Origin of the sequence: Cohnella phaseoli, assembly GCF_003386235.1 — a bacterium.
Taxonomy (GTDB): Bacteria; Bacillota; Bacilli; order Paenibacillales; family Paenibacillaceae; genus Cohnella; species Cohnella phaseoli.
This window is the reverse complement of sequence record NZ_QRDZ01000026.1, coordinates 52,367-74,901: the sequence shown is the minus strand read 5'-3', so window position 1 is coordinate 74,901 and position 22,535 is coordinate 52,367. Positions and strand designations below refer to the sequence as shown.

Here is a 22,535-nt window from a genome sequence, read left to right as displayed (position 1 = left end):
CATCCCTTAGAGCAGTGAGGGGAGAGCCAGGAGAATGAGCAAATCTTCATTGATTGCGCTCGTAACGGGCGCGAATAAGGGAATCGGCTTCGAGATCGCACGACAACTCGGAAAGCAGGGCATTACGGTGTTGATCGGGGCTAGAGACGAGAGGCGAGGGATGGAAGCGGAGCTTAGGCTTGCAGGCGAAGGCGTGGACGCCCGGTTTGTCCATCTGGATGTAACGGATCAGCAATCGGTCGAAGACGCTGCCGTCGCTATTCGCGGTCAATTCGGCAGGCTGGACATTCTCGTAAACAACGCGGGCATTCTCGTAGATGAGAAACCCCCGAGCGACTACGATATTCGTTCCATGGTCGCCGTCTACGAGACCAACGTATTCGGTGTATTCCGCACAACGAAAGCGATGGTGCCGCTGCTGCTGGCGTCGGAGCAGGGACGGATCGTCAATATGTCCAGCTCGCTCGGTTCGCTGACGCTGAACAGCGACCCCAACTTTGAGCTTGCTTCCTTCCTGATGATCGGCTATAACTCGTCGAAGGCGGCAGTGAACGCTTTAACCGTTTTTTATGCGAACGATCTAAGAGAATCCGCGATCAAAGTCAATGCGGCCGACCCCGGCTATTGCGCGACTGCGCTTAACGCGTTCACCGGCATGCGAACGCCGGAGGAAGGGGCGCGGACAGCCGTCCGGCTGGCGACATTGCCAGCGGACGGCCCAACGGGCGGCTTCTTCAGCGACGCGGGCAGTTTGCCCTGGTGAGGGACTAATAAAAAGATGAGGCGATTTCTCCTGCCTCATCTTTTTTTTCGGTGGAACCGCCTCTTATATATAGGAGTTTGGAATAAATGTTATGGTATATATGAATTTCCCCAATAAAATAACGGCGTGTAAAATGGAAGCAAAACGATGCATTCAGGAGGAGTGTCAGGATGAAACAGATTGCCGTTCTGGGCGCCGGCACGATGGGAATTGGAATTGTCCGGCTCTTTGCGGAGCATGGCTACGAGGTTTGCTTGTATGAGCCGCATATGGCGCGTACCGTCCTTGATGAGAAGCTGCGTTCGTTCGAGGATAATCGCATGAACGACTCCGGCCGTCCAGATGACAGCCGCTTTTCCGTTCGTATTTACGAAGATATCTCGAAAGCGATTGCAAACGCAGATTTAATCGTAGAGGCGGTGCCGGAGCAGCTTGAGATCAAGCGCGAGGTATACCGCCAACTTGCCCAAAATATCCGTGATAATGCCATTGTAGCTTCCAATACTTCTACTTTTGCACTCGAAACCTTAGCCGAAAACCAGCCGTTCAGCGACAGAATGATCATTATGCATTTTTTTAACCCCGCACATCTCATTCCGCTGGTCGAAATTGTCGGATTGCCGGACACGCCTTCTGCGATTATCGATGAGACGGTCAACCTTATGCGCAGCTGCGGTAAGACGCCTGTCGTGCTCAAGCGGGACATTCCCGGTTTTATCGCCAACCGTCTGCAGGCCGCGCTACTCCGTGAAGCATTTTATCTGTTGGAAAATGGAATTGCCGACGCCGAGCAGATCGATACGGTCGTCAAGGAAGCGCTCGGACTTCGCTACGCTTTCAAAGGGCCGTTCGAAATCGCCGATTTGGGCGGGCTCGATATATGGTCGAAGGTGACCGGACATCTCTTCCCCGAGCTTGGCGTAAGCCGGAGCGCGCCGGAATCCTTGCTTGCCAAAGCGGCGGAGGGGCAGCTCGGAGCGAAGAGCGGCGCAGGGTTCTATCGTTATGATGATGCCGATGAGGTTAAGGACAATTTCGAACAGCAGTTGCAGGATTTGGTCAGACTGAAACGCGAGTCGTCGCCGCTCTAACGTTGCCCAGCAGGCTTGCAGCCTCGTGGCACCGCAATTTGTCGCTCTAACGTTGCCCAGCAGGCTTACAGCCTCGCGGCAGCGCGATTTGTCGCTCTAACGTTGCCCAGCAGGCTTACAGCCTCGTGGCACTGCGATTTGTCGCTCTAACGTTGCCCAGCAGGCTTGCAGCCTCATGAGCTTGATTACGTTATTTCGGGAGCGCTCTACTAGTCTAAATCAATCTAAATGGTTGGAATCGTCAACAACTCCCGAATATCCTCCTCGGTAATCGAGGACAAAGCCTCTTGCCCCGGCTGGATCACTTCGTCGATAAGATGTTTTTTGCGCTGCTGGAGCGCGTACATCTTTTCTTCCACCGTGTCTTGGGCGATGAGGCGCAGCACCTGAACGACGTTTTTCTGGCCCATCCGATGCGCCCGGTCTGCAGCTTGCTGCTCGACGGCCGGGTTCCACCAGAGGTCGTAGAGGATGACGGTATCGGCGCCGGTCAAGTTAAGTCCGGTTCCTCCCGCCTTCAGCGAGATCAAGAACACCTCGCGTTCGCCGTCGTTAAATCTGCTGCACAGGTCAACGCGTTCCGCTGCCGGGGTCTGCCCGTCGAGATAGAAGAACGGAACCCCTTGATAGCCGAGCTCCCGCGCCACCATGCCCAGCATTTCCGTAAATTGCGAGAATACGAGCATTCTTTTGCCCGCGTCCCGGCACTCTTCAATCAGCTCCATTAACTGTTCGAATTTGGCCGAGCCGCCTTCGTAACCCTCCACGAACAGAGCCGGGTGGCAGCATAGTTGGCGAAGTCGGGTAAGCCCGGCTAGAATCTTGATTCGGCTGCGTCCGAAGCCTTCTTCGTCGAGGTGCTTTAGCGTTTCCTTGCGCAATTTCGCCAGATAGCTTAAGTACAGCTTCTTCTGCTCCGGCAGCAGCACAGACGGTTGCACCGATTCGATTTTCTCGGGCAGCTCCGCGAGCACGTCCGTCTTCAGACGCCGCAGCAGGAACGGGCGAATCCTCTTGGCGACAGCTTCGCGGCTAAGCTCCGAGAACGTCTCGCGATCCTGGAACAGCTCCGGGAAAACGATGTCGCAGATCGACCACAGCTCCTCCAGCGAATTTTCAATCGGCGTTCCGGTGAGCGCGAACCTGTAGCGGGCTTGCAAAGCTTTAACCGATTGGGCTGTCTGGGTGGCGTAGTTTTTGACCGCCTGTGCCTCGTCAAGAATCAATGTGTGAAAATAGCGCTCCGCATATGAGTCCACATCCCTGCGTAGAAGAGGGTACGAGGTGATCAGCACGTCGACTTGGGAGAGCTGCTCCAGAATACGGCTTCGTTCGATCTTGTCGCCGTCGCCGACGACCGCCCGGACCTCAGGAGCAAACTTACGAAGCTCGTTGAGCCAATTGTAGCTGAGCGAAGCGGGACAGACGATAACGGCCGGCTGTCGCCGGTCCCTGATCTCGGGCAGCACGGATACGAGATAGGCGATGCTTTGCAGTGTTTTGCCCAACCCCATATCGTCCGCCAAAATACCGCCGAACCGGTAATGAGCCAGCGTTCTGAGCCACTGATAGCCGAATTTCTGATAGTCTCGCATAATGCCGTCCAGGGACTCCGGGACAGGGAAGTCGAGGCTGTCCGGGTTTCGCATATTATCCAACAGGCTGCGCAGCGACTTGCCCAGCTTCAAGACGGGATCGCGGTTATCCCCGTCGATCAGATGCAGCCCGCGCACGGCGGGAAGCTGGAACTCCGCTCCGGTCAGACTGCCCTTGTCTACCTTCATCACAGCGATAAAACGATTGATCGCCTCGTAATCGGGCGTCTCCAGCGGCATCAGCGCTCCATTGGGAAGCTTGTAGTATCTTCGCTTGTCGCTTAGCGATTGGATCAGGTTGCGGATCTCCGTCACCGGCACGCCGTCCAGCTCGAACTTGCATTCCAGCCAGTTGGTCCGTTCGTCTACGTCAACGCGGATTCTCGGAGGGGCATGCCCGACGTGAAGCCTGATTTTTATCGCGGTGGTCGCGTATACCTTCAACAGCTGCTCAAGCTGCGGAATGATATGATACAGAAAATCGTACTGACCCTCCTCGTCCTCCATGAAATAGCCGCTTTCCGTTTTCATGAAATTCGCCTGCTCCATCAGGTCGAGAATACGGGCTTCCTTGTCGCTTTCACGCATGAGAATTCGATTGATTCCGCGTCCGGCCCGGGCGTTATCCAGCGGATTGATGACGATTTCGCCATAATGGAATTCGAGTCCGGCCAGCAGCCGGTCTCTTACGCGATCCAAATATAGCTTTGCTTTAAGAGGCGCCTGCACGACTTGCTCGGAGACCGCCTGGGATAGCCTGACGCTGCCGAGTCCCATCAAGCCGGGAACGACTTTTTCCATAAAAGGGGCCATTTGTTCGGACGAGACCCGAATGGTGTGGGCATCGCGCGCGTTGGCCAGCATTTTCTGAAGCTCTGAGAGCCGTCTGCATGGCTCGGGCTTCAGCTTGAGCAGTGCGCCGTCGGTAAGGACTAGGCCGTACGATTCCAGTACGATAAGCCGGTCGAGCCCTTGAACGTTCAGGCGATATCCCGAAGGCTCAGCTCCGGCGAAGCCGCCGTCCTGTTCAAGCTCGAACAGCAGGGGCATGGGCATGTCGGAGAAGCGGAGGCCTTCATAGGAAAAGCCGTCGTATTCGAGTCTTACGGACGAAGCCTGGGTCAACAGAGGAGCAAGCTCCTCCCACACGGACGGAGGAATCAGGAGCGTGCGATCTCCGCCGGCAGGAGTCGTATGTGCGGCAAAACCTCCAGAAGTGTCGCGGTACATTTTCTCGTTGCGGTGGAGCTCGATCAGTTGGCGAATGATGGCGTCGTTCGTTTCGTGAAAACAGTGCAGCTCAGGGTCGTAAGTAAAATACCGGGAGCATTCGTACTGTTCGCGCAGAGCGATACGATCTAGGAATTCACGCAGCTTCGGGACGACATAAGTACGCTTGGAGCCGACTCTTAGCTCTATGGAAAACATATTTTTACGAAATCCGTAATGGAACAGACTGACGATAAATTCCACGCTAAGCGGCTCTCGCGCATCGAAGATCGTCGACGCCCGGCTGGGGCGGACGGGCTTGGTATCGAACAAATCGAGCATAACGGTAGTTAACGCAGCATCCGTAGGGGCGCCGGAAGCTCTCGTGCTGTCCGGGAAACTCGGCTGTCCCGGTTGGTTTAGGCGTTTAGGACGAGCGACGGATTGTGTAGCGCTTATTGGCGATTTGTCGGCCCCGGCTAATTGTCCCGATTGCTGAAGCTCATACAGACTGAGCAGCGTGGCGGCGATATGGCGGCAGCTCTGGCTGGCGGAGAGATTAAGGTTAAGACATTCGCAGTCGGTGCGAATGTCCCCGTTGTCGTCGGCGCGAATATCGACGCGAAACCGCGAGTGCGTGCCTTTAACTGTAGCCGTACAGATGCGGAGGGCAGGATCGTAGTCGGCGATCGTCACTTTGCCCGCGCGGCAATCGACCTCTCCCCGTTCATAGGAGTAGGCGCCGCACATGGTTTTAATCTTCTTTTTCGTCAATTGAAAGCTCATAAGCGGACTCCTGATCTGGTCTTGTTGTCCCCATGATACCAGATTCCAGGACCGTAGACGACAATGATGGCAAGGTGGCGGTTTGTTTCACGGCAGCAAAAAGGGGCCGACTCATAAGCAGGTTCATCCTTTCGGAAGACTCTTTACTTATGAGACAGCCCTTTCTGGGTAGAATTACGCTAAATCTTCATGCAGCTCCCATTATTTCGCGGTCAGATTAATGTGATCCAGATCGGTATCGTTGTTGAAAATAAAGGATAACAGGTAATCGCCGCGTTTATAGACGACTTTTTTCTGGACGAGCTTACCGTTCTTAATCGTTTTTGTAGCGTCGGGACGGCCCCAATTGTGCACGAGCATTTTCAGGGTGATTCCTCCGATATTTGTCTGCCGCTCCACGTTCGTGCCGAAATAGCGGAGCTCGCGTATTTTGTTCAACTTATAGCTGACAGCGTAGCCTGGATGCCCCATTTCTGCATGGTAAACATCGAAAGCATCGGAGTCTTTGCCCGGAAGCTCGGGTTCGCCGATTTGTTTCTGTACATCCTTGCGCGTGCTGACGCCGACGGTCAGACCGGCCATTGCTCCGGGAAATTGACCCTTAAGAGCCGGTTTATAAAAGCTGTTCAAGGTTTGCAGGGCTTGAGCTTTAGCCTGGGCCTGATCGTCCTTGACAGCTGCTGCGGATACGGATGGGGACGCGAGCGGATGACCTGAAGCTCCGATTAAGCCAAATGCTACCGCTGCGGATAAGAACACGACGCCTGTCGATTTCTTGAAATGCTTCATGTGAATGTCCTCCCTAGATGTCTGGATAAAAGCACGTGTACATAAAATAGACGGGTTTTCGGAAGATGAAGTTGCAAGGTTATTAGTGGCATCTTACAAAACCGAGCACATCTCCGGCAGGCGAATCGGGTTATTTACGACGCGCACGCAGCCGAGGAGCTCCTAACGTGGCAACGCAAAAAGTCCGCTGCTCTTAAGAGAGCAAACGGATCGAAGCGGGGGAATCCGCGCCCTCTTTCCTTTATTTTGGACCAAGAAAAGGGGGATTATGAGGCGGAATCCATTAATGAAGTTAAGGCATTTTTTGAGAAGAAGGCTATTCCCGTTCCGCCAGATTGGCGAGCGAGCGCAGCCGCTCTTTGCGTCCGGGCAATTGGGACAGAAAGATGCGCAAGTCGGGGAAATCGCTCAGATTTAACGTGTAGTAAACCCATTGGCCGCGTTTTTCCTCGCTGATGAGTCCGGCTGTTCGAAGCTTGCGAAGATGCTGGCTCGCGTTGGGCTGGCTTGTACCCAGCAACTCTACGATGTCCGAGACGCATAAGTCTTTTTCCTGCAGCAGCCCCAAAATAGCTAACCTGGTACGATCCCCCAACAGCTTCAACAGCTCCGCCATTTGGCCCAATCGATCGCTCATTTCCCCAACTCCCTCTGTCCGCTTAGACTCTGGTTGAAATAATAGATTCGTGCATAATGATATATTAATTTATAACATAAAAGATAAACCAGATAAAGATTTGCGAGGCCTATATGAGCAGTATGCGGGCAGTTTGGCGTTATCGGGATAAGGAAGAGTAGTATATGGTGCGAATGGCGGCGGTGGGGGGGCGGATATGGAGGGGCGTGAGGCGGGCTGACGGTCGGGTAATAGGAGAGAAAGTGTGTGTCGGAGATAGGCCATTGTTGTGAGGTTAAGCAATCTATGTGTATCCCAGTCCATTAGGAGATTAAACACTTGGCCTTCATCCCGCGGCATGGATAGCGCCGAGGCACTTATTTGGCCTCCGCTCCCCCGTTTGGAGAGCGTGGGGGCACTTTCTTGGCCTTCATCCCGGGGCATGGGGGGCGCCGAGGTGCCTTTTTGGCCCGCGGCCCGCCAAAGCACAATCTAATCGTCCGGGCCTACGAGCGACAAGATAATGGTCGGCCTCCTCCGCAGCTCGGCTCCAATCCGCCATCGCAGCCGGGCGGTGGCGGATGATTTTTGTCTAAGCCGATTTGATGCGGGAAAAGAAGCCGGAGATGGCCATTTCGGCGGCTCCCATCATGGCGGAGCGTTCGCCTAGTTCGGCGAAGAGAAACTGCGCCTTGCGCAGGTGGAAGCCGAGAGCGCGCTGCACGACAGTTTGGCGCAAGGCGTTCTCTAGCCATGGTCGGGCTTGGCTTAGTCGGTTGCCGATAATGACGGCATCTGGGTTGAAGATGTTGACGATGTTCGCGATCCCGATGCCCAAATATTCGCCGATGTCGGCGAAGAGCTCTTGGACGTCCTGCCTTCCCGAGCTGGCCGCGGCCAGTAGCTGTTCCAAGTCGTCGAAGCCGAGCGAAGAAGCCTGCTTTAGCAGCGCACGCTCCGAGGCGTACAGCTCCCAGCAGCCTCGATTGCCGCAGGCGCAGCTTTGACCGTGAGCTTCGATAGACAGATGCCCCATCTCTCCCGAGAAGCCTGTCGTGCCTTTATAGAGCGATTTGTTCAAAATAAGCCCGGTACCGATTCCGATCCCGACGCTGACATAGACCAGATTGGCGATGTTGCGTCCGGCACCGTATTTTTGCTCGCCAAGCGCGCCCGCGTTGGCCTCGTTATCGATGATGACGGGCAGGCCGAAGCGCTCTGTCAGCATGCGCTGCAGCGGAATGTCCCGCCATTGCAGGTTGGGTGCGAACAGGATCGTTCCGTGCTCATCGACGATGCCGGGAACGCCCGCTCCGATGCCGACGATTCCGTAAGGGCTGGGCGGCGCTTCGGCGATCAGCGCTTCGACGCAGCCGCACAATTGCTCGAATACCGCTTCCGGCTCCGAATCGCGAAGAGGGGATGTCTGCTCAGCAAGGATAACGCCCCGCATATCGACGAGCGCGCCGCGGACATAGTTGACGCCCAGATCGATGCCTATCGCATATCCGGAAGCGGCGACGAATTCGAGCATGACCGGCTTGCGCCCGCCGCTCGACTGGCCCGTTCCGATCTCCCGCACGAGCGAGCCGTCGATCAGATCCTGCACCAGGCTGGACACGGTTGCTTTATTAAGCCCGGATTGCTCCGAGATTTGCGCGCGGGACAGGGGGGCTCCCCGCAAAATACTTTCCAGCACGATGGCTGTATTGATTCGTTTAATGAGCGCTTGATCGCCCGTAGGTGTCGTCATAGCGGCGCAGAAGCTCCTTCGGCTCGGATAGAGTGGCTTGGACATGACTCATGACTTCATGATGGCTTGGTCCACATTATGAAGTCCATTATAACATAAATTAATAACCTCAAAACTTAGTTTATTGAATAGACAAACTAAGTTGTCGGTGTTATGCTGAGATCAGATTACCAAAATGACATCGGTTTCAAGGAGGCCTATATTCGTTATGAGCAAATTCCCCAACGTTCCTCAAATCCAGTACGAAGGACGCGATTCGCAAAATCCGTTCGCGTTCCGCCACTACAACCCGCAAGAGGTCGTGCTCGGCAAAACGATGGAGGAGCATCTGCGCTTCGCCGTCGCTTACTGGCATACCTTCAACGCTAACGGAAGCGATCCGTTCGGAGTCGGCACGGCGGTTCGGAGCTGGGATTCGCTCGCTCCGCTTGATAAGGCGAAGGCTCGGGTTGAGGCCAACTTCGAGCTGCTGGAGAAGCTGAACGTTCCGTTCTACGCTTTTCACGATGTGGACATCGCTCCGGAAGGCGCGACGCTGGCGGAGACGAACAAAAACCTTGACGTCATCGTCGCCATGCTGAAGGACTATCAGAAATCGACGGGCAAGAAGCTGCTCTGGAACACGGTTAACCTGTTCACGAACCCGCGTTACGTTCACGGCGCAAGCACGACGAACAACGCTGAGGTATTCGCCTATGCGGCTGCAACGTTGAAAAAAGGACTCGAGGTCGGCAAAGAGCTCGGTGCGGAAAACTACGTGTTCTGGGGCGGCCGCGAAGGCTACGAATCGCTGCTGAACACCGATATGAAGCTGGAGCTCGACAATCTGGCGCGCTTCCTGCACATGGCGGTGGATTACGCGAAAGAAATCGGCTTCGACGCCCAGTTCCTGATCGAGCCCAAGCCGAAGGAGCCTTCCAAGCACCAGTACGATTTTGACGCGGCTACGGCGATCGCGTTCCTGCAAAACTACGGCCTGAAGGACAGCTTCAAGCTAAACATCGAAGCGAACCATGCGACATTGGCCGGTCATACGTTCGAGCATGAGCTTCGCGTAGCCAGCATCAACGGCATGCTCGGCTCGATTGACGCCAACCAAGGCGACCTGCTGCTTGGCTGGGATACCGACGAATTTCCGACCGATCTTGTCTCCACGACGCTGGCCATGTATGAAATTCTCAAGAACGACGGCCTCGGCCGCGGAGGCGTCAACTTCGATGCGAAGGTTCGCCGTTCGTCCTTCGAGGACGAGGACTTGTTCTTCGCGCATATTGCCGGTATGGACACCTATGCCCGCGGCTTGAAGGCGGCGGCGAAGCTGATCGAGGATCGCGTGCTCGACGATCTCGTGGCTAAGCGTTACAGCAGCTTCAGCGAAGGCATCGGCGCCGACATTATATCCGGCAAAGCGACGCTGAAGTCGCTCGAAGCGTATGCGCTGCAGGCGAAGCCGATCCGTAATGAATCCGCTCGTCTGGAGCAGCTTAAAGCCGCCTTGAACGATATCATTTTCAGCGTATAAGCGAATAATAGAGGAGACGGACTCCATGAAATATGTCATCGGTGTAGACTTGGGGACGAGCGCGGTCAAAACGCTGCTCGTCGGCCAAGACGGCGTCGTGCGCGCCGAGGCGACCCGGGAATATCCTTTGTACCACGACAAAGCCGGATGGAGCGAGCAGGACCCCGAGGATTGGGTAGTGGGTACGATCGACGCGCTGCGCGATCTGCTTGCAAGCTCCGGCGCCAACCCGGAAGACGTCGAAGGGGTCAGCTTTTCCGGACAGATGCACGGACTCGTTCTGCTTGATGCGCAAAGCAAACCCGTGCGCAGAGCGATTCTGTGGAACGATACTCGGACGACAGAGCAGTGCCGCGAGATCGAACGGACGCTTGGCGACAAGCTGCTGTCCGTCACCCGTAATCCTGCGCTGGAAGGATTCACGCTTCCGAAGATTCTGTGGGTGAAGCAGCATGAGCCGGACAGCTTTGCGAGGGCCGAAAGCTTCGTGCTGCCGAAGGACTATGTCCGGCTTCGCCTTACCGGAGAGAAGCACATGGACTTGTCGGACGCGGCGGGAACGCTTATGCTCGACGTCGCGGGCCGCGAGTGGAGCGCGGATGTGCTGGACGCGTTCGCGCTCACTTCCGGCTTCTGCCCGCCGCTCGTCGAGGCGGGAGCTTATGTCGGCGAGTTGACTGCGGAAGCGGCGTTGGCGACCGGACTCCGGCAGCAGACAAAAGTATTCGCGGGGGGCGCCGACAATGCCTGCGGAGCGATCGGAGCGGGTATTCTGTCGCCCGGCCTGACACTGTGCAGCATCGGAACGTCTGGAGTCGTCTTGACGTACGAGGAGGACGCCTCCGCCGACTATCGGGGCAAGGTTCATTTCTTTAATCACGGCAAGGCGGGAGCCTTCTATGCGATGGGCGTTACGCTCGCAGCGGGCTACTCGCTTAGCTGGTTCCGCAATGCGTTCGCCAAGGGCGAGACCTATGATGCGATGCTGCAAGGAGCGGAACTTATTCCGGCCGGCGCGAACGGCCTGCTGTTTACGCCGTATATCGTCGGAGAGCGAACTCCGCATGCGGATGCGCAAATTCGCGGGAGCTTCGTCGGCGTGGATGGAAGCCATACGAGAACGCATTTCGCCCGGGCGGTCATGGAAGGAATTACGTTCTCCTTGAACGAGTCGATCGAGCTGTTCCGCGCCGCGGGCAAACAAGTCGACCAAGTCGTATCGATCGGCGGCGGGGCCAAAAATCCGCTCTGGCTGCAGATGCAGGCCGACATTTTCAAAGCCGATGTCGTTGCGCTGGAGAACGAGCAAGGGCCCGGTCTCGGTGCGGCGATGCTGGCCGCGGTCGGCTGCGGCTGGTTCCCTTCGCTTGACGCTTGCGGAGCGACGTTCGTGAAGCACGCGCGGGTGTATCGTCCGAATGAAGAAGCCAGCGCGCGTTACGGGCAGCTGTTTGAAATTTACCGCCAAGTGTACGCTCAGACGGCGGACCTCAATCGCGCGCTCTACGCTTTTCGAAACTAGCGCAATCGGGTAGAATAAAAATTAGGACAAGGGGTGCCTCCCTTTCCTTCAAGAGCCTTCGCATTTCCCGGCCGGTAAACGGGAGAAGGCTCTTTTGCTGTAGGCGGGGAAACCTAAGAGCCTGCAAATCCGTATTTTATAACATATGAACATTTAACGACTGAATCGAAGCGGAGGAAAACCGGTGGCAACGGACGAGACGGACGACAAAGAGCGGGACAAGATCAGATTTCCTTTGCTGCGGGCGGAAGTGGAAGAAGCGGGCTACGAGTCGGGGCATCTGATCGTGCGCAATATCGTGCTTGAAGTTGGCTCCGGCGAAAGAGTCGGTCTGATCGGGCCTAACGGAGCGGGGAAGAGCACATTGATGAAGGGACTGCTCGGCCAACTGCCTCACTGGCGAGCGAAGGTGTATTGGCGGGGCGAGGAGAAGACGATGGCTCGGGAAGAAGCCGTTTCTTCGCAAATTGCCTACATTCCCGAGCAGCCGATTGTATACGAAAGGCTGACGCTGTGGGAGCATCTTGTGTTGGCCGCAGCTTCGGTCGGCTTGTCGGAGGAAGAGCTGAACGAGCGGGCGGACAAGCTGCTGCGCCGTTTTCGTTTGAACGGGTTTCGGCATCATTATCCGGTGAAGTTCTCCAAAGGCATGCAGCAAAAAACGATGCTGATCATCGGCTTCCTGATGAAGCCCGATCTGTACCTGGTGGACGAGCCGTTCATCGGACTTGATCCCGGCGCGGTTCTGGAGCTGATCGACGCCTTGGAGGAGGAAAGAAGCCGCGGAGCGGCCATCCTGATGACGACGCACGTACTGGACTCGGCGGAAAGAATGTGCGATCGGTTCGTGCTCGTCAATAACGGAGGAGCGGCTGCCACGGGTACGCTTGAGGAGATTGCGAGGCAGGCGGGCCTCGGCTCGGACGCTCGGCTGTTCGATTGCTTTCATCGACTCACCGCCCGTGACGAAGATGACGAGGTGGAGGCATGAGCCGTCAGGAAGCGGAGCCGAATTCGACGCCTTCCCGTTCCCGTTCGCTCGGAAGCTTCACTTCGCGGACGCTGTTTGCCGAAAGGATGCTCGCATTCTGGCACACCGTCTGGAAATGCTGGAGAATCGTATTAGACTGGACGGTATGTCTCTACATTGTGCTTCCAGGGGCGTTTATCTCCGTCGGAATGTACAGGGATTTCATGCGCGATCCGCCGCCGGGACTGGCGGAGTTTCCGCTGTATCCGATTCTGCTTGTGCTCGCGCTGCTTCAACTTACGGGGAAATACCGGACATTCGCCGAGGCGGGCGACGGTCTGTTCCTGCACCGGCATCCCGGATGGAGGCGGGGCTTTGCTTGGATGGGCTTCGCTTACGGAGGAGCGTCAAGACTATTTGTTACCGGCGTTGTGGCAGCAGCGCTGTCTCCGGTTCTTGTGCCTGTGTTCGGCCTATCCGCGGCTTCGCTGGCCGCCCTCGTTCTGTATTACGCCGCCGCAGGGCTGAGCTGGTCGCTGCTAAACGATCGGATCGCGCTGAACTGGAAAGGCTGGCGTAGATGGGCGGCGATACTGCCTACAGGCGCTGTCTTTGTGTTCGGCGTAACCGCGTTGGCCGATCGGGCAGCCTTCGACCTGCTTCTAACGCTTCTGTTCGGGGCGGCGTTCCTCGCCGGCGCATTCGCGCTTCTGCTTCTGAGGCTTCGCAAGCTGGGAACACTGTTGCACGAAATTGCCGTGGAAACGGCAAGCTACACGTCGCTCGTCAGCTGGGTTCTCATGGATACGATGGAGAAGAAGCCGATTCCGCGGCAAAGCAAGCCGATCCTGTTCGCCCGCTCCCAGCCGTTACTGCGTCACCGGAGCGTCGATGTCGACCGTCTGGCGGACAGCTGGATGAAATCGGTCGTTCGCCGTCCGGATCTGCTGAAGCAGCTTGTTTATATTCTCGGGGTCGGCACAATGGCGCTGGCCTTGCCTCCGATTCCGCTGGCGGTCGCAGTATGGCTGGTTTTGCCTTTTCTGGTCGTCGCTGCGCTGCGCCGACAGTGGCGGCAATGGTTATCCGAGCCGTATCTCTCGCTATTCGAATGGTCCCGTCAGGTCGAGACGGAGGCTTCCCGCAAAGCGACGGCTTGGCTGGCGCTGCCCCACATGCTGTTGTGGGCGCTTCTGCTCTCCATTCGAATCGGGCTGGCGTTCGGGGGCTTCGCCTGGCTTGCGGCTGTCGCGTTGCTTCCGGTAGGTTATTTCTGGGCGAGGACAGTGAGCAGTTTGTTATCCTCATTCGCAGCCTCGCGCGAAATCAAGAATAAACGCTCCTCATTCCGGGATAACTAACCGGAAGGAATATAAGTTGACTGAAGCTGGGCGGAACCGTCCCCATCGGAAATATTATGCAAGGGGCTTCCCCTTCACAGGGTCAACTTATATAGAATTACGAGGAGAGGGTGAAAGCGATGAAGCATGCCGCGCTGCTGTTTCAATTCCCCGGAGATTCTCAAGCCATGCTGGCGGCGGAGACGTTGGAGGAACTGGGCTACGAGCCGCAGCTTCATGAAGGCGGAAGGCTGCACATTCACGTGCAGAACGAGGATTTGACTTCTGCGCTGGAAATTGTGCAATGCTGTTCGGGGCATCTGCTCGAACACGCGCCGGCGGAAGCCGTCACCGTTACGGATTTCGCTTATGGGATGGACGATATTCCGATCCCCGCGCATACGGTAAACGAGGATTGGGTCGACTCCTATCAGGAAGGCCAAGCGGCTTCCTATCCGCCCAACGCGCTGGACGAAGCCGATTCCTTTCGGCAGAGCTCAGAGGAAGACGGGGAAAATGGCGACGGTACGGCCTATCCGACCGACGACGGATCGTACGACCGGTTCGAGACGACGTAGACGGATTCAGAAAAAGCGCTTGCATTTGCGGCGCTTTTTGTTTTATACTTGGTCCGAAACGTTTTGGAAAGGTGTCTGCGGAATGGCAACGATCAAAGATATCGCTAGAAAAGCGGGCGTATCGGTTACGACGGTATCCCGGGCGCTGAACGGATACGACGATGTGAACGAGGAAACGCGGAGGAAGATCAAGCAGGTCGCCGCCGATCTGTCCTACAGTCCCAATGCCGTAGCCAGAAGCCTGGTGTCGAAGAAGACGCGTACGATCGGTCTCATCATCTCGGACATTAACCGCGCGGGAGCCAAGGATGCATTTGCGTACGAGGTATTGTGCGGCATTAACGACAGAGCCGGGGAATTGAATTACGATTTGCTGCTGTTCAGCACGAATCCGTCCAAGCAAGTGGAGAAATCCTATGCTTCGCTGTGCAAGGAAAGAAATGTGGAGGGTGCAATTCTGTCGGGCTTGCGTCTGGACGATCCGTATCTGCATGAGGTCGTCGAACAAAATTCCTTTCCATGCGTCCTGATCGACATTCCGATAACGGGAGCGAACGTCGCGCACGTCACTTCGGACAGTAAGATCGGGGCGACGATGGCCGTCCGGCATTTGCTGGAGCAAGGTCACCGGAGGATCGCCATGATCAACGGACACAACCAAGCTTCTGTCAGCCAGGACCGTTACTTCGGCTACAAGAAAGCGCACGAGCAGTTCGGTTTGTCCGCCGATTCATCACTGGTTTATGACGGGGGATTTTCGGAGGACGGCGGGGCGGAAGCCATGTACCAGATCCTGATTCGCAACCCGGACGTTACGGCGGTGTTCTGCGCCAGCGATTTGATGGCGCTCGGCGCCATGAGAACGCTTGAGAAAATGGGCCGCAAAGTGCCGGAAGAGATGTCTGTTATCGGATTCGACGACATTACGATCGCTTCGTATTGCTCGCCCAAGCTAACGACGATTCGGCAGGACAAATACGAGCTTGGCTATCAGGCGGCGCAATTGCTGATCGATATGCTGGAGGAGCGGACGGATAACCGCAAAATTCTGCTTAGCAATCAACTGGTCGTCAGGGAAAGCACGCGGCGTCTCTAGCATTGTAAGGAGAGACGCTGCTTCCAGTCTCGAGGCTTAAATAATAAAAATAGTTTTTTTTCGCCAAAATCCGAAACGTTTCGGATTAAATATAAGAATACGGGATGGGGACAAAATGAATTACAGAGTGATCAAGCACAACGATCTTTTTCTGATGACGGACATTCGCGGGGACGTTCCGGGGAACGATGCCCAAGACGGACTGTATATGAAGGATACCCGTTTCCTGAGCCGAATGGAGCTGACGCTGAACGGTAAACGGCCGCTGCTGCTATCGTCCGCCGCCGACGAAAACTATGTGGCTCGAATCCGGTTGACCAACGAGCACGAGGAGACGAACGGCGAGGTTAAGCTTTGGAGGGAATCGGTCGAGCTGATCCGGGAAAGATTCATCTATGAGGACGTACTGTATGAGAACGTCATTATGACGAACTTTTCGACAAAGGCGCTGCATTTTGAAATCGGGCTGCTATTCGATGCGGATTTCAAGGATATGTTTCTCGTTCGCGGCTTTCAGCCCTCCGACCGGCTGGGCACAGTGACGGAGCGCGACGCCACTACGACTTCGTGGCATGCGGTATACGAAGGCGCGGACGGGGTTCGGAGGAGCACTGTCGTATCCTGGGACACGGAAGCGGACTCGGTAAGCGAGCAGGGAGAAGCTTTCTTCCGTATCGGCTTGCAGCCTAAAGAGATGAAGCGGATCGCGATTACCGTCATGCCTTCGACAGGAGGACACCGCTCCGTACCTACTCCAAGCGAAATCGCGCTGGCCGAATTGCAATCGACTTACGAACAATGGAACGAAAGCGTCATGAAGGTCGAGAGCGACTCGAAGGTGCTTAACCGTCTGTTCGACCGGGGCGTGCAGGATCTGCGCGTGCTGTTGACGGATTTCGGGAGCGGCTTGTTCCCGGTTGCGGGGCTGCCCTGGTACGCGGTGCCATTCGGACGGGACAGCTTGATCGCGGCTTTGCAGATGCTTCCTCTGAACCCGGATATCGCCCGAGGAACGCTTGAAATAATGGCGGACTATCAAGGCACGGAGGTCAACCCGTGGAAGGACGAACAGCAAGGCAAAATCATGCACGAGCTTCGCAACGGGGAGCTTGCCCGTTCGGGCCAAGTGCCGTTTGCCCCTTATTATGGGAGCATTGATTCGACGCCGCTGTTTATTTTGCTCGCTGCGGAATATGCGCATTGGACAGGAGATACTTCCGTCATCGAACGACTTATGCCGAATATCGAGAGCGCGCTGGAATGGATCGACAGTTACGGGGATCGCGACAAGGACGGTTGGGTCGAATATTATCAGGAATCGTCCAAAGGCATCGCCAATCAAGGCTGGAAAGATTCCGCGGATTCGGTCGTCCATGCGGACGGAGAATTCGCGAAGGCTCCGATCGCTTTGATCGAAGTTCAAGGGTATGTCTATCAGGCGAAAACGAAGCTTGCGTCCGTTTTGGAGCGGCTGGGCCGCGACGATACGGCTCGCAGGCTGAGAGAAGAGGCGGAGCGGATGAAGGCAACGCTCGATGCCGCGTTCTGGATGCCGGAAGAACGGTTTTACGCCATCGCGCTGGATGCCGACAAAAACCAGGTTCGCTCCGTCACCTCCAATCCGGGACACCTGCTTATGAGCGGGATCGTTTCGGAGGATAAAGCCAGAATCGTCTCGCAAAGGCTGGTGGCGCCCGACATGTTCGGAGGGTATGGCATCCGGACGATGTCGACCGGCTCGACGGGCTATAACCCGATGAGCTATCACGACGGCAGCGTCTGGCCGCACGACAACTCCATGATCCTGATCGGCATGAGCCGTCTAGGGTTGAAGGAGGACGCTTCCGTCGTCGTCTCCGGCCTGCTGAAAGCCGCCGAGCATTTCGAATACACCCGGCTACCGGAACTGTTTTGCGGCTATGACGATTCGATCGGCTATCCGGTTTCTTATCCGGTGGCCTGCTCGCCGCAAGCTTGGGCGGCGGGCACCTCGATCGTGCTCGTTCAGGCGATGCTTGGCCTGGAGCCCGACGCTCTCAATGGCAAGCTGAAATTTGCGCCGTTCCTGCCCGAAGGCGTTGATCGGCTGACCGTAAAGGACTTGCCGGTGGCCGAAGGGCGCATATCGGTGGAGCTGAGCCGTAAGGACGACAAAGCTGCCGTGCAGCTTGAAATTCTGGAGAACAGCAGCGGCTGCTCCATTGAGATTGCGGACTGATCCGCATTCGTTGGATTGAGCGGACTGCGCGGATCGCGGCGGCCGGGCCGGAAGGTACCGCCGGCTCGGCGTCGCGTCAATCGTTTGCCGCGATTTGTTCAGCCCGTTTAATTATAGATACATGCATATAAAAAGGGAGGAAGGTTTACTATGAAACAAAAAATGTCGATTACGCTTGCCTCGATGCTTGCTCTTTCCTTGGTCGTCTCCGCTTGCGGGAACGGCTCCAACGGCGCTGAAAGCGCTTCTCCGTCCTCATCTCCGTCCTCTTCCGCAAGCGCGCCCGAATCGTCTGCGCCTGCGCAGGAGCCCGTCGAAGTCACGTTGGCTGGATGGGGCTCTTCTCCGGAGGAGCAACAGCTGCTGCAGCAAGTGCTGGATGAATTTCAAGCGAAAAATCCCGACATTAAAGTCAAGTACGAAGTCATCGCCGACCAGTACATGGACGTCATTAAAACCCGCCTGATCGGCAACGAGGCGCCGGATGTCTTTTATCTGGATGCTTTCGAAGCGCCAGCTCTGATTGATAAGGACGTTCTTGAGCCGCTCGACGGTTATGTTACGCCCGAGTTCGATCTGAACGACTTCGAGGCTCCGACTGTAAATGCGTTCAAAGGGGCCGACGGCAAAATCTACGGCTTCCCGAAGGACACCTCTACATTGGCGCTGTTCTACAACAAAAAAATGTTTGCCGACGCCGGCATAACTGCTCCTCCCGCCACCTGGGACGAACTGCAGGAAGTTTCCGAAAAGCTGACCAAAAAGAACGGAAGCAAGGTTGAGGTCTACGGTCTTGGCCAAGCGCCTGAGCTGGCGCGCCAGATGTTCATGATCCAGGCGTTCGGCGGCAAACTCGTCGACGATCAAGGTCAAGCTGCGTTCGCGACTCCAGAAGGGGAGAAGGGACTCGCTCTCGTCGTCGACCAGCATCTTAAAGCTCAAACGGCGGGCCAGCCTTCCGACGTCGGTTCGGGCTGGGGCGGCGAGATGTTCGGCCAACAAAAGGCGGCTATGGTTCTTGAAGGCAACTGGGCGATTCCGTTCATTCAAAGCAACTTCCCCGACGTCGACTTTGGAACGGCAGAGGTACCTACCGTAAACGGGAAAAAAGGAACGATGGCCTTTACGGTCGCTTACGTAATGAATAAAAATTCGGCCAAGAAAGAAGCGGCATGGAAGCTGATGTCGTACTTGACCGGCAAGGAAGGCATGAAGACGTGGACGAGCAAAGGCTTCGCTCTGCCAACCCGGAAGTCGGTCTCCGCCGAGCTCGGCTATGACAAAGACGCTCTGCGCGGCGCTCTCGTAGCGGGATCGTCCTACGCTACGCCTTGGCAGGCAGGCCCCACGCTGCCTACGGTTATGAACAATTTCAACAACCAGTTCATCGCGGCTTATACGGGCGGATCGTCGTTGAACGAAGCTCTTGCCACTGCTCAAGATACGGCGAACAAGGAAATCAAAGCAGGGCAATAAAGCAGCCCGAAACATGAAGGGGAAACGCAGCGTCGGGCCGAAGGCGGACGCCGCGTTTCCCGCATTGCCGCGCGTTGGCGTGAAACGAGTGCAGCCGCGCGCCTTGATCCGGCTTTAGTCATTTCACGCCCCAACCGGGAACGGCCGAAAGGAGTATCTCAAGATGGCCAAGTCGTATTCAAAAGCAAAAATCAGGGACGCCTTATCGGGCTATTCGTTCATGTCCCCCGTCATTGTCATTCTCGGCTGCTTTCTGATGCTGCCGATCGCTTACGCGATTTTTCTGTCGCTTCATAAAGTGAACTTGCTCGGGGCGGTCAGCTACAAGTTCGTCGGCTCCGCCAACTTCGAGCGGATGATCGACGATCCGCGCCTATGGATCGCGCTCAGAAACACGGCCAAATATGCGCTGATCGTCGTGCCCTCCCAGACGGTACTGGCGTTGGCATTGGCTTCGATCCTCAATATGCAGCTTCGCTATCGCAACTTCTTTCGAATCGCATTCTATTTGCCGACAGTAACCTCGTCGGCTGTACTTGTGCTGATTTTCATGTGGATCTACAACAGCAACGGTCTGCTCAATTATTTGCTGGAGCTGGTCGGTCTGCCGACCTACAATTGGCTCGGCGATCCGTCCGTTGCGCTGCTCGGCATCATGATCATGAACGTCTGGTCGACGGCTCCGCTATTCATGGTCATCTATCTGGCCGCGCTTCAAGACATTCCGCGGAACCTGTACGAGGCGGCGGACATCGACGGGGCGAACGCATGGCAGAAGTTCAGAAGAATTACGCTGCCGCAGCTAAAGCCGGTCACTTTCTACGTCATCGTCATGGGCATTATCGGAACGTTCCAACTCTTCGACCAATCTTACATTTTCTCGGCAGGCTCCGGGGGGCCGAACAACGCCACGCTGACGATGGTATTGCTGATTTATCAATATGCGTTCAAAAATCTGGACATGGGTTACGCTTCCGCGCTGGCGTTTCTGCTTGCGGTCGTCATCATGCTCATTACCCTCGTGCAGCGGCTGTTTTTCAAGGAAGAGAAGCTTAATTAGGGAGGAGGATTGCGATGCGTTCGATCAATCGCTTCAAGTCGGCGTTTTACGTTCTATTGGGCGTCTATGCGTTAATTACGTTTATTCCGTTTTTGTGGGCGCTGTCCGCTTCGTTCAAGTCGCTGCCGGAAATCGTGTCCGGAGGCATGCATCTCATTCCGAAACATTTCACCTTCGACAATTATCGGACGATTTTCCAGCAGGAGCCGCTGTTCGGCAGATGGTTTCTGAACAGCGCGTTTATCGCGCTGTCGGTAACGGCGTTTAATCTGCTGTTCAATTCCATGGCCGGGTATGCGCTCGCCAGAATCCATTTCCCCGGAAGCACGCTAATGTTCTATAGCATTCTGGCCATGATCATGATCCCGGGGCAGCTGACGATTATTCCAAGCTATCTGATTATCAAGGAACTGGGCTGGCTCAACAGTTATCAGGCGATTATCGTTCCGATGGCCGCTCAAGCGACTTACATTTTTATGATGCGTCAATTTTTCATCAGCTTTCCGAAGGAGCTTGAGGAGGCGTCCGAGCTGGACGGTCTTGGCAAGCTCGGGCTGTTCTTCCGCGTCGTTCTTCCGCTTGCCAAGCCCGCTCTGGCCGCGCAGACGATCTTTATCTTCATGGGCGCCTGGAACGAGTTTTTGAAGCCGCTCATGCTGATGTCGGACAAATCGATGTTCACCTTGTCGGTCGGCCTGAACACGTTCAAAGGCCAGTATATCAGCTTCTGGAACTACATTATGGCGGCATCGGTCATTATGACCATTCCGGCGCTGCTCATTTACGTTTTCTTCAATCGCTTTTTCGTACAGGGAATTACGTTTACCGGTACTAAATAAACATCAGGGGACGCAGGGGCCGATAAGGCCGCCGAGCGTCCCCTTTTTATCTATCTTCCAGCCGCATGCGTCCCCGCCGTATATCCCGTCGAGAAAGCCGCCGTAATGTTGTAGCCGCCCGTGTAGCCGTGAATGTCCAGAATTTCGCCGCAGAAGTAGAGCCCGTCCATCAGCTTCGATTCCATCGTTTTCGGATCGATCTCCTTTAAGCTCACGCCTCCGCCGGTAACAAAAGCGTCCTCGATCGACAGCGTGCCGTATACCCGAATCGGGAACCGCTTGATCAGTCCGCAAAGACGGCTCCATGACTGGCGCGGCAAATTGTCGAAGGTGGTCGTCTCCGCCAACTCGGCTCCGCGCAGCAGCGGCGGGATCATTTTCTCGGGGAGGCAGGCTTTAAGCACGTTCTTGACCGCTTTCTTCGGCTCCTGTTCGGCCAGCTTCAGCGTCTCGGCGTACACTTCGTCCGGGCTTTTGTCCGGCATCAGATCGATCGCCGTTTCGACGTTGCCCGCCCGGGATGCCTTCAGCTCTTTGACGACAAACTGGCTGCACCGCAGCGCGATCGGCCCGGAAACCCCGAAATGGGTGAAAATCATGTCTCCGCGATGCTCGACGATTCGCTTTCCTTTGGCGCTCCAGACCGACAAGGCGACATCCCTAAGGCTGAGTCCCTGAAGCTCTTTGCTTGTAATAAAAGGCTCGTTAGAGGTTAGCGGCACTTCCGTCGGAAACAGCTCGGTGATCGTGTGGCCCGCTTTCTCCGCCCAGGCGTAACCGTCTCCGGTCGAGCCTGTCTGCGGTACGGACTTGCCTCCCGAAGCGACGATGACCGCTCTGCAGCTTAGCGTTTCTCCCGAACGCAGCCGAACGCCCGCAACGCGTCCGCCTTCGTACATCACAGTGTCCACTGGAGCGTTCACGCGAATGTCGACGCCCTGTTTGCGCACTTGTCCGACAAGCGTGTCGACAACGGTTTTGGCGCGGTCGGTCACAGGGAACATTCGACCGTTGTCTTCTTCCTTCAAACGGATGCCCAAATTTTCAAAAAAAGCGATAATATCCTTATTGTTGAAATTCGCCAAGGAGCTGTACAAAAACCGTCCATTGCCGGGAATGTGGCGGATCAGCTCGTCGGTGTCCTTATTGTTCGTCACATTGCATCTGCCTCCGCCGGATATGCCGAGCTTGCGCCCCAGCTTGTCTCCTTTGTCGAGAAGCAGAACGCCGGCGAGCCGTTTGCTGGCGGCGATTGCGGCCATCAGTCCCGCCGAGCCTCCGCCGATGACGATCACATCGTAGTCCATGTTCG

The 22,535-nt window shown here is 56.0% G+C and carries 17 protein-coding genes; 12 read left to right on the top strand and 5 right to left on the bottom strand.

All coding sequences use genetic code 11. From position 1 onward, the window contains the following. Positions 1-34: 34 nt before the first annotated feature. Together DFP98_RS27045 and DFP98_RS27040 are read left to right on the top strand one after the other, a co-directional pair. Positions 35-763 carry an SDR family oxidoreductase gene (locus tag DFP98_RS27045; protein ID WP_116063755.1) on the top strand — a complete coding sequence of 243 codons (729 nt, stop codon included), beginning with the start codon at positions 35-37 and terminating at the stop codon, positions 761-763. A 170-nt stretch (positions 764-933) separates the two neighbouring features. Next, complete coding sequence (locus DFP98_RS27040) at positions 934-1,854, top strand: 3-hydroxyacyl-CoA dehydrogenase family protein (protein WP_116063754.1); 921 nt, start codon at positions 934-936, stop codon at positions 1,852-1,854. Positions 1,855-2,078: 224 nt separating this feature from the next. On the opposite strand, the gene DFP98_RS27035 is transcribed toward DFP98_RS27040, so the two are convergent. The 4 genes from DFP98_RS27035 to DFP98_RS27020 all read right to left on the bottom strand — a co-directional run bounded on the left by DFP98_RS27035 (position 2,079) and on the right by DFP98_RS27020 (position 8,602). Next, entirely contained in the window at positions 2,079-5,444 is a 3,366-nt protein-coding gene (locus tag DFP98_RS27035; RefSeq protein ID WP_116063753.1) for a DEAD/DEAH box helicase, read from the bottom strand. A 201-nt stretch (positions 5,445-5,645) separates the two neighbouring features. Next, a complete protein-coding gene (locus DFP98_RS27030; RefSeq protein ID WP_116063752.1) occupies positions 5,646-6,233 on the bottom strand; it encodes a YjgB family protein in 588 nt (195 codons plus the stop codon). A gap of 316 nt (positions 6,234-6,549) precedes the next feature. After that, entirely contained in the window at positions 6,550-6,870 is a 321-nt protein-coding gene (locus DFP98_RS27025; protein WP_116063751.1) for an ArsR/SmtB family transcription factor, read from the bottom strand. A gap of 571 nt (positions 6,871-7,441) precedes the next feature. Continuing rightward, positions 7,442-8,602, bottom strand: a complete 1,161-nt coding sequence (locus DFP98_RS27020; protein WP_116063750.1) for an ROK family transcriptional regulator — start codon at positions 8,600-8,602, stop codon at positions 7,442-7,444. Between the two features lie 208 nt (positions 8,603-8,810). On the opposite strand from DFP98_RS27020, the gene xylA reads away from it, so the two are divergent. From xylA to DFP98_RS26970, 10 genes are all read left to right on the top strand, one after another. Continuing rightward, complete coding sequence (gene xylA / locus DFP98_RS27015; protein ID WP_116063749.1) at positions 8,811-10,124, top strand: xylose isomerase; 1,314 nt, start codon at positions 8,811-8,813, stop codon at positions 10,122-10,124. Between the two features lie 25 nt (positions 10,125-10,149). Further along, on the top strand, positions 10,150-11,646 hold the full coding sequence (gene xylB, locus DFP98_RS27010) for a xylulokinase (RefSeq protein ID WP_116063748.1): 1,497 nt from the start codon (positions 10,150-10,152) through the stop codon (positions 11,644-11,646). 184 nt (positions 11,647-11,830) lie between these two features. Beyond that, on the top strand, positions 11,831-12,637 hold the full coding sequence (locus tag DFP98_RS27005) for an ABC transporter ATP-binding protein (RefSeq protein ID WP_246016773.1): 807 nt from the start codon (positions 11,831-11,833) through the stop codon (positions 12,635-12,637). Continuing rightward, a complete protein-coding gene (locus DFP98_RS27000; RefSeq protein WP_116063747.1) occupies positions 12,634-13,977 on the top strand; it encodes an ABC transporter permease in 1,344 nt (447 codons plus the stop codon). The genes DFP98_RS27005 and DFP98_RS27000 overlap by 4 nt, the downstream gene beginning before the upstream one ends. A 119-nt stretch (positions 13,978-14,096) precedes the next feature. Beyond that, complete coding sequence (locus DFP98_RS26995; protein WP_116063746.1) at positions 14,097-14,534, top strand: hypothetical protein; 438 nt, start codon at positions 14,097-14,099, stop codon at positions 14,532-14,534. An 82-nt stretch (positions 14,535-14,616) separates the two neighbouring features. Beyond that, positions 14,617-15,630, top strand: coding sequence for a LacI family DNA-binding transcriptional regulator (locus tag DFP98_RS26990; protein ID WP_116063745.1), 1,014 nt, complete (start codon positions 14,617-14,619; stop codon positions 15,628-15,630). 115 nt (positions 15,631-15,745) lie between these two features. Next, positions 15,746-17,848: an amylo-alpha-1,6-glucosidase gene (locus DFP98_RS26985; protein ID WP_116063744.1), complete on the top strand. Its 2,103-nt coding sequence runs from the start codon at positions 15,746-15,748 to the stop codon at positions 17,846-17,848. A 150-nt stretch (positions 17,849-17,998) separates the two neighbouring features. Continuing rightward, positions 17,999-19,324: an ABC transporter substrate-binding protein gene (locus tag DFP98_RS26980; RefSeq protein WP_116063743.1), complete on the top strand. Its 1,326-nt coding sequence runs from the start codon at positions 17,999-18,001 to the stop codon at positions 19,322-19,324. A gap of 163 nt (positions 19,325-19,487) precedes the next feature. Further along, complete coding sequence (locus tag DFP98_RS26975; RefSeq protein WP_116063742.1) at positions 19,488-20,384, top strand: carbohydrate ABC transporter permease; 897 nt, start codon at positions 19,488-19,490, stop codon at positions 20,382-20,384. 14 nt (positions 20,385-20,398) lie between these two features. Further along, positions 20,399-21,223, top strand: coding sequence for a carbohydrate ABC transporter permease (locus DFP98_RS26970; protein ID WP_116063741.1), 825 nt, complete (start codon positions 20,399-20,401; stop codon positions 21,221-21,223). Positions 21,224-21,273: 50 nt separating this feature from the next. Here DFP98_RS26970 and DFP98_RS26965 read toward each other — a convergent pair whose 3' ends face one another. After that, positions 21,274-22,530: a BaiN/RdsA family NAD(P)/FAD-dependent oxidoreductase gene (locus tag DFP98_RS26965; protein WP_116063740.1), complete on the bottom strand. Its 1,257-nt coding sequence runs from the start codon at positions 22,528-22,530 to the stop codon at positions 21,274-21,276. Positions 22,531-22,535: the final 5 nt, after the last annotated feature.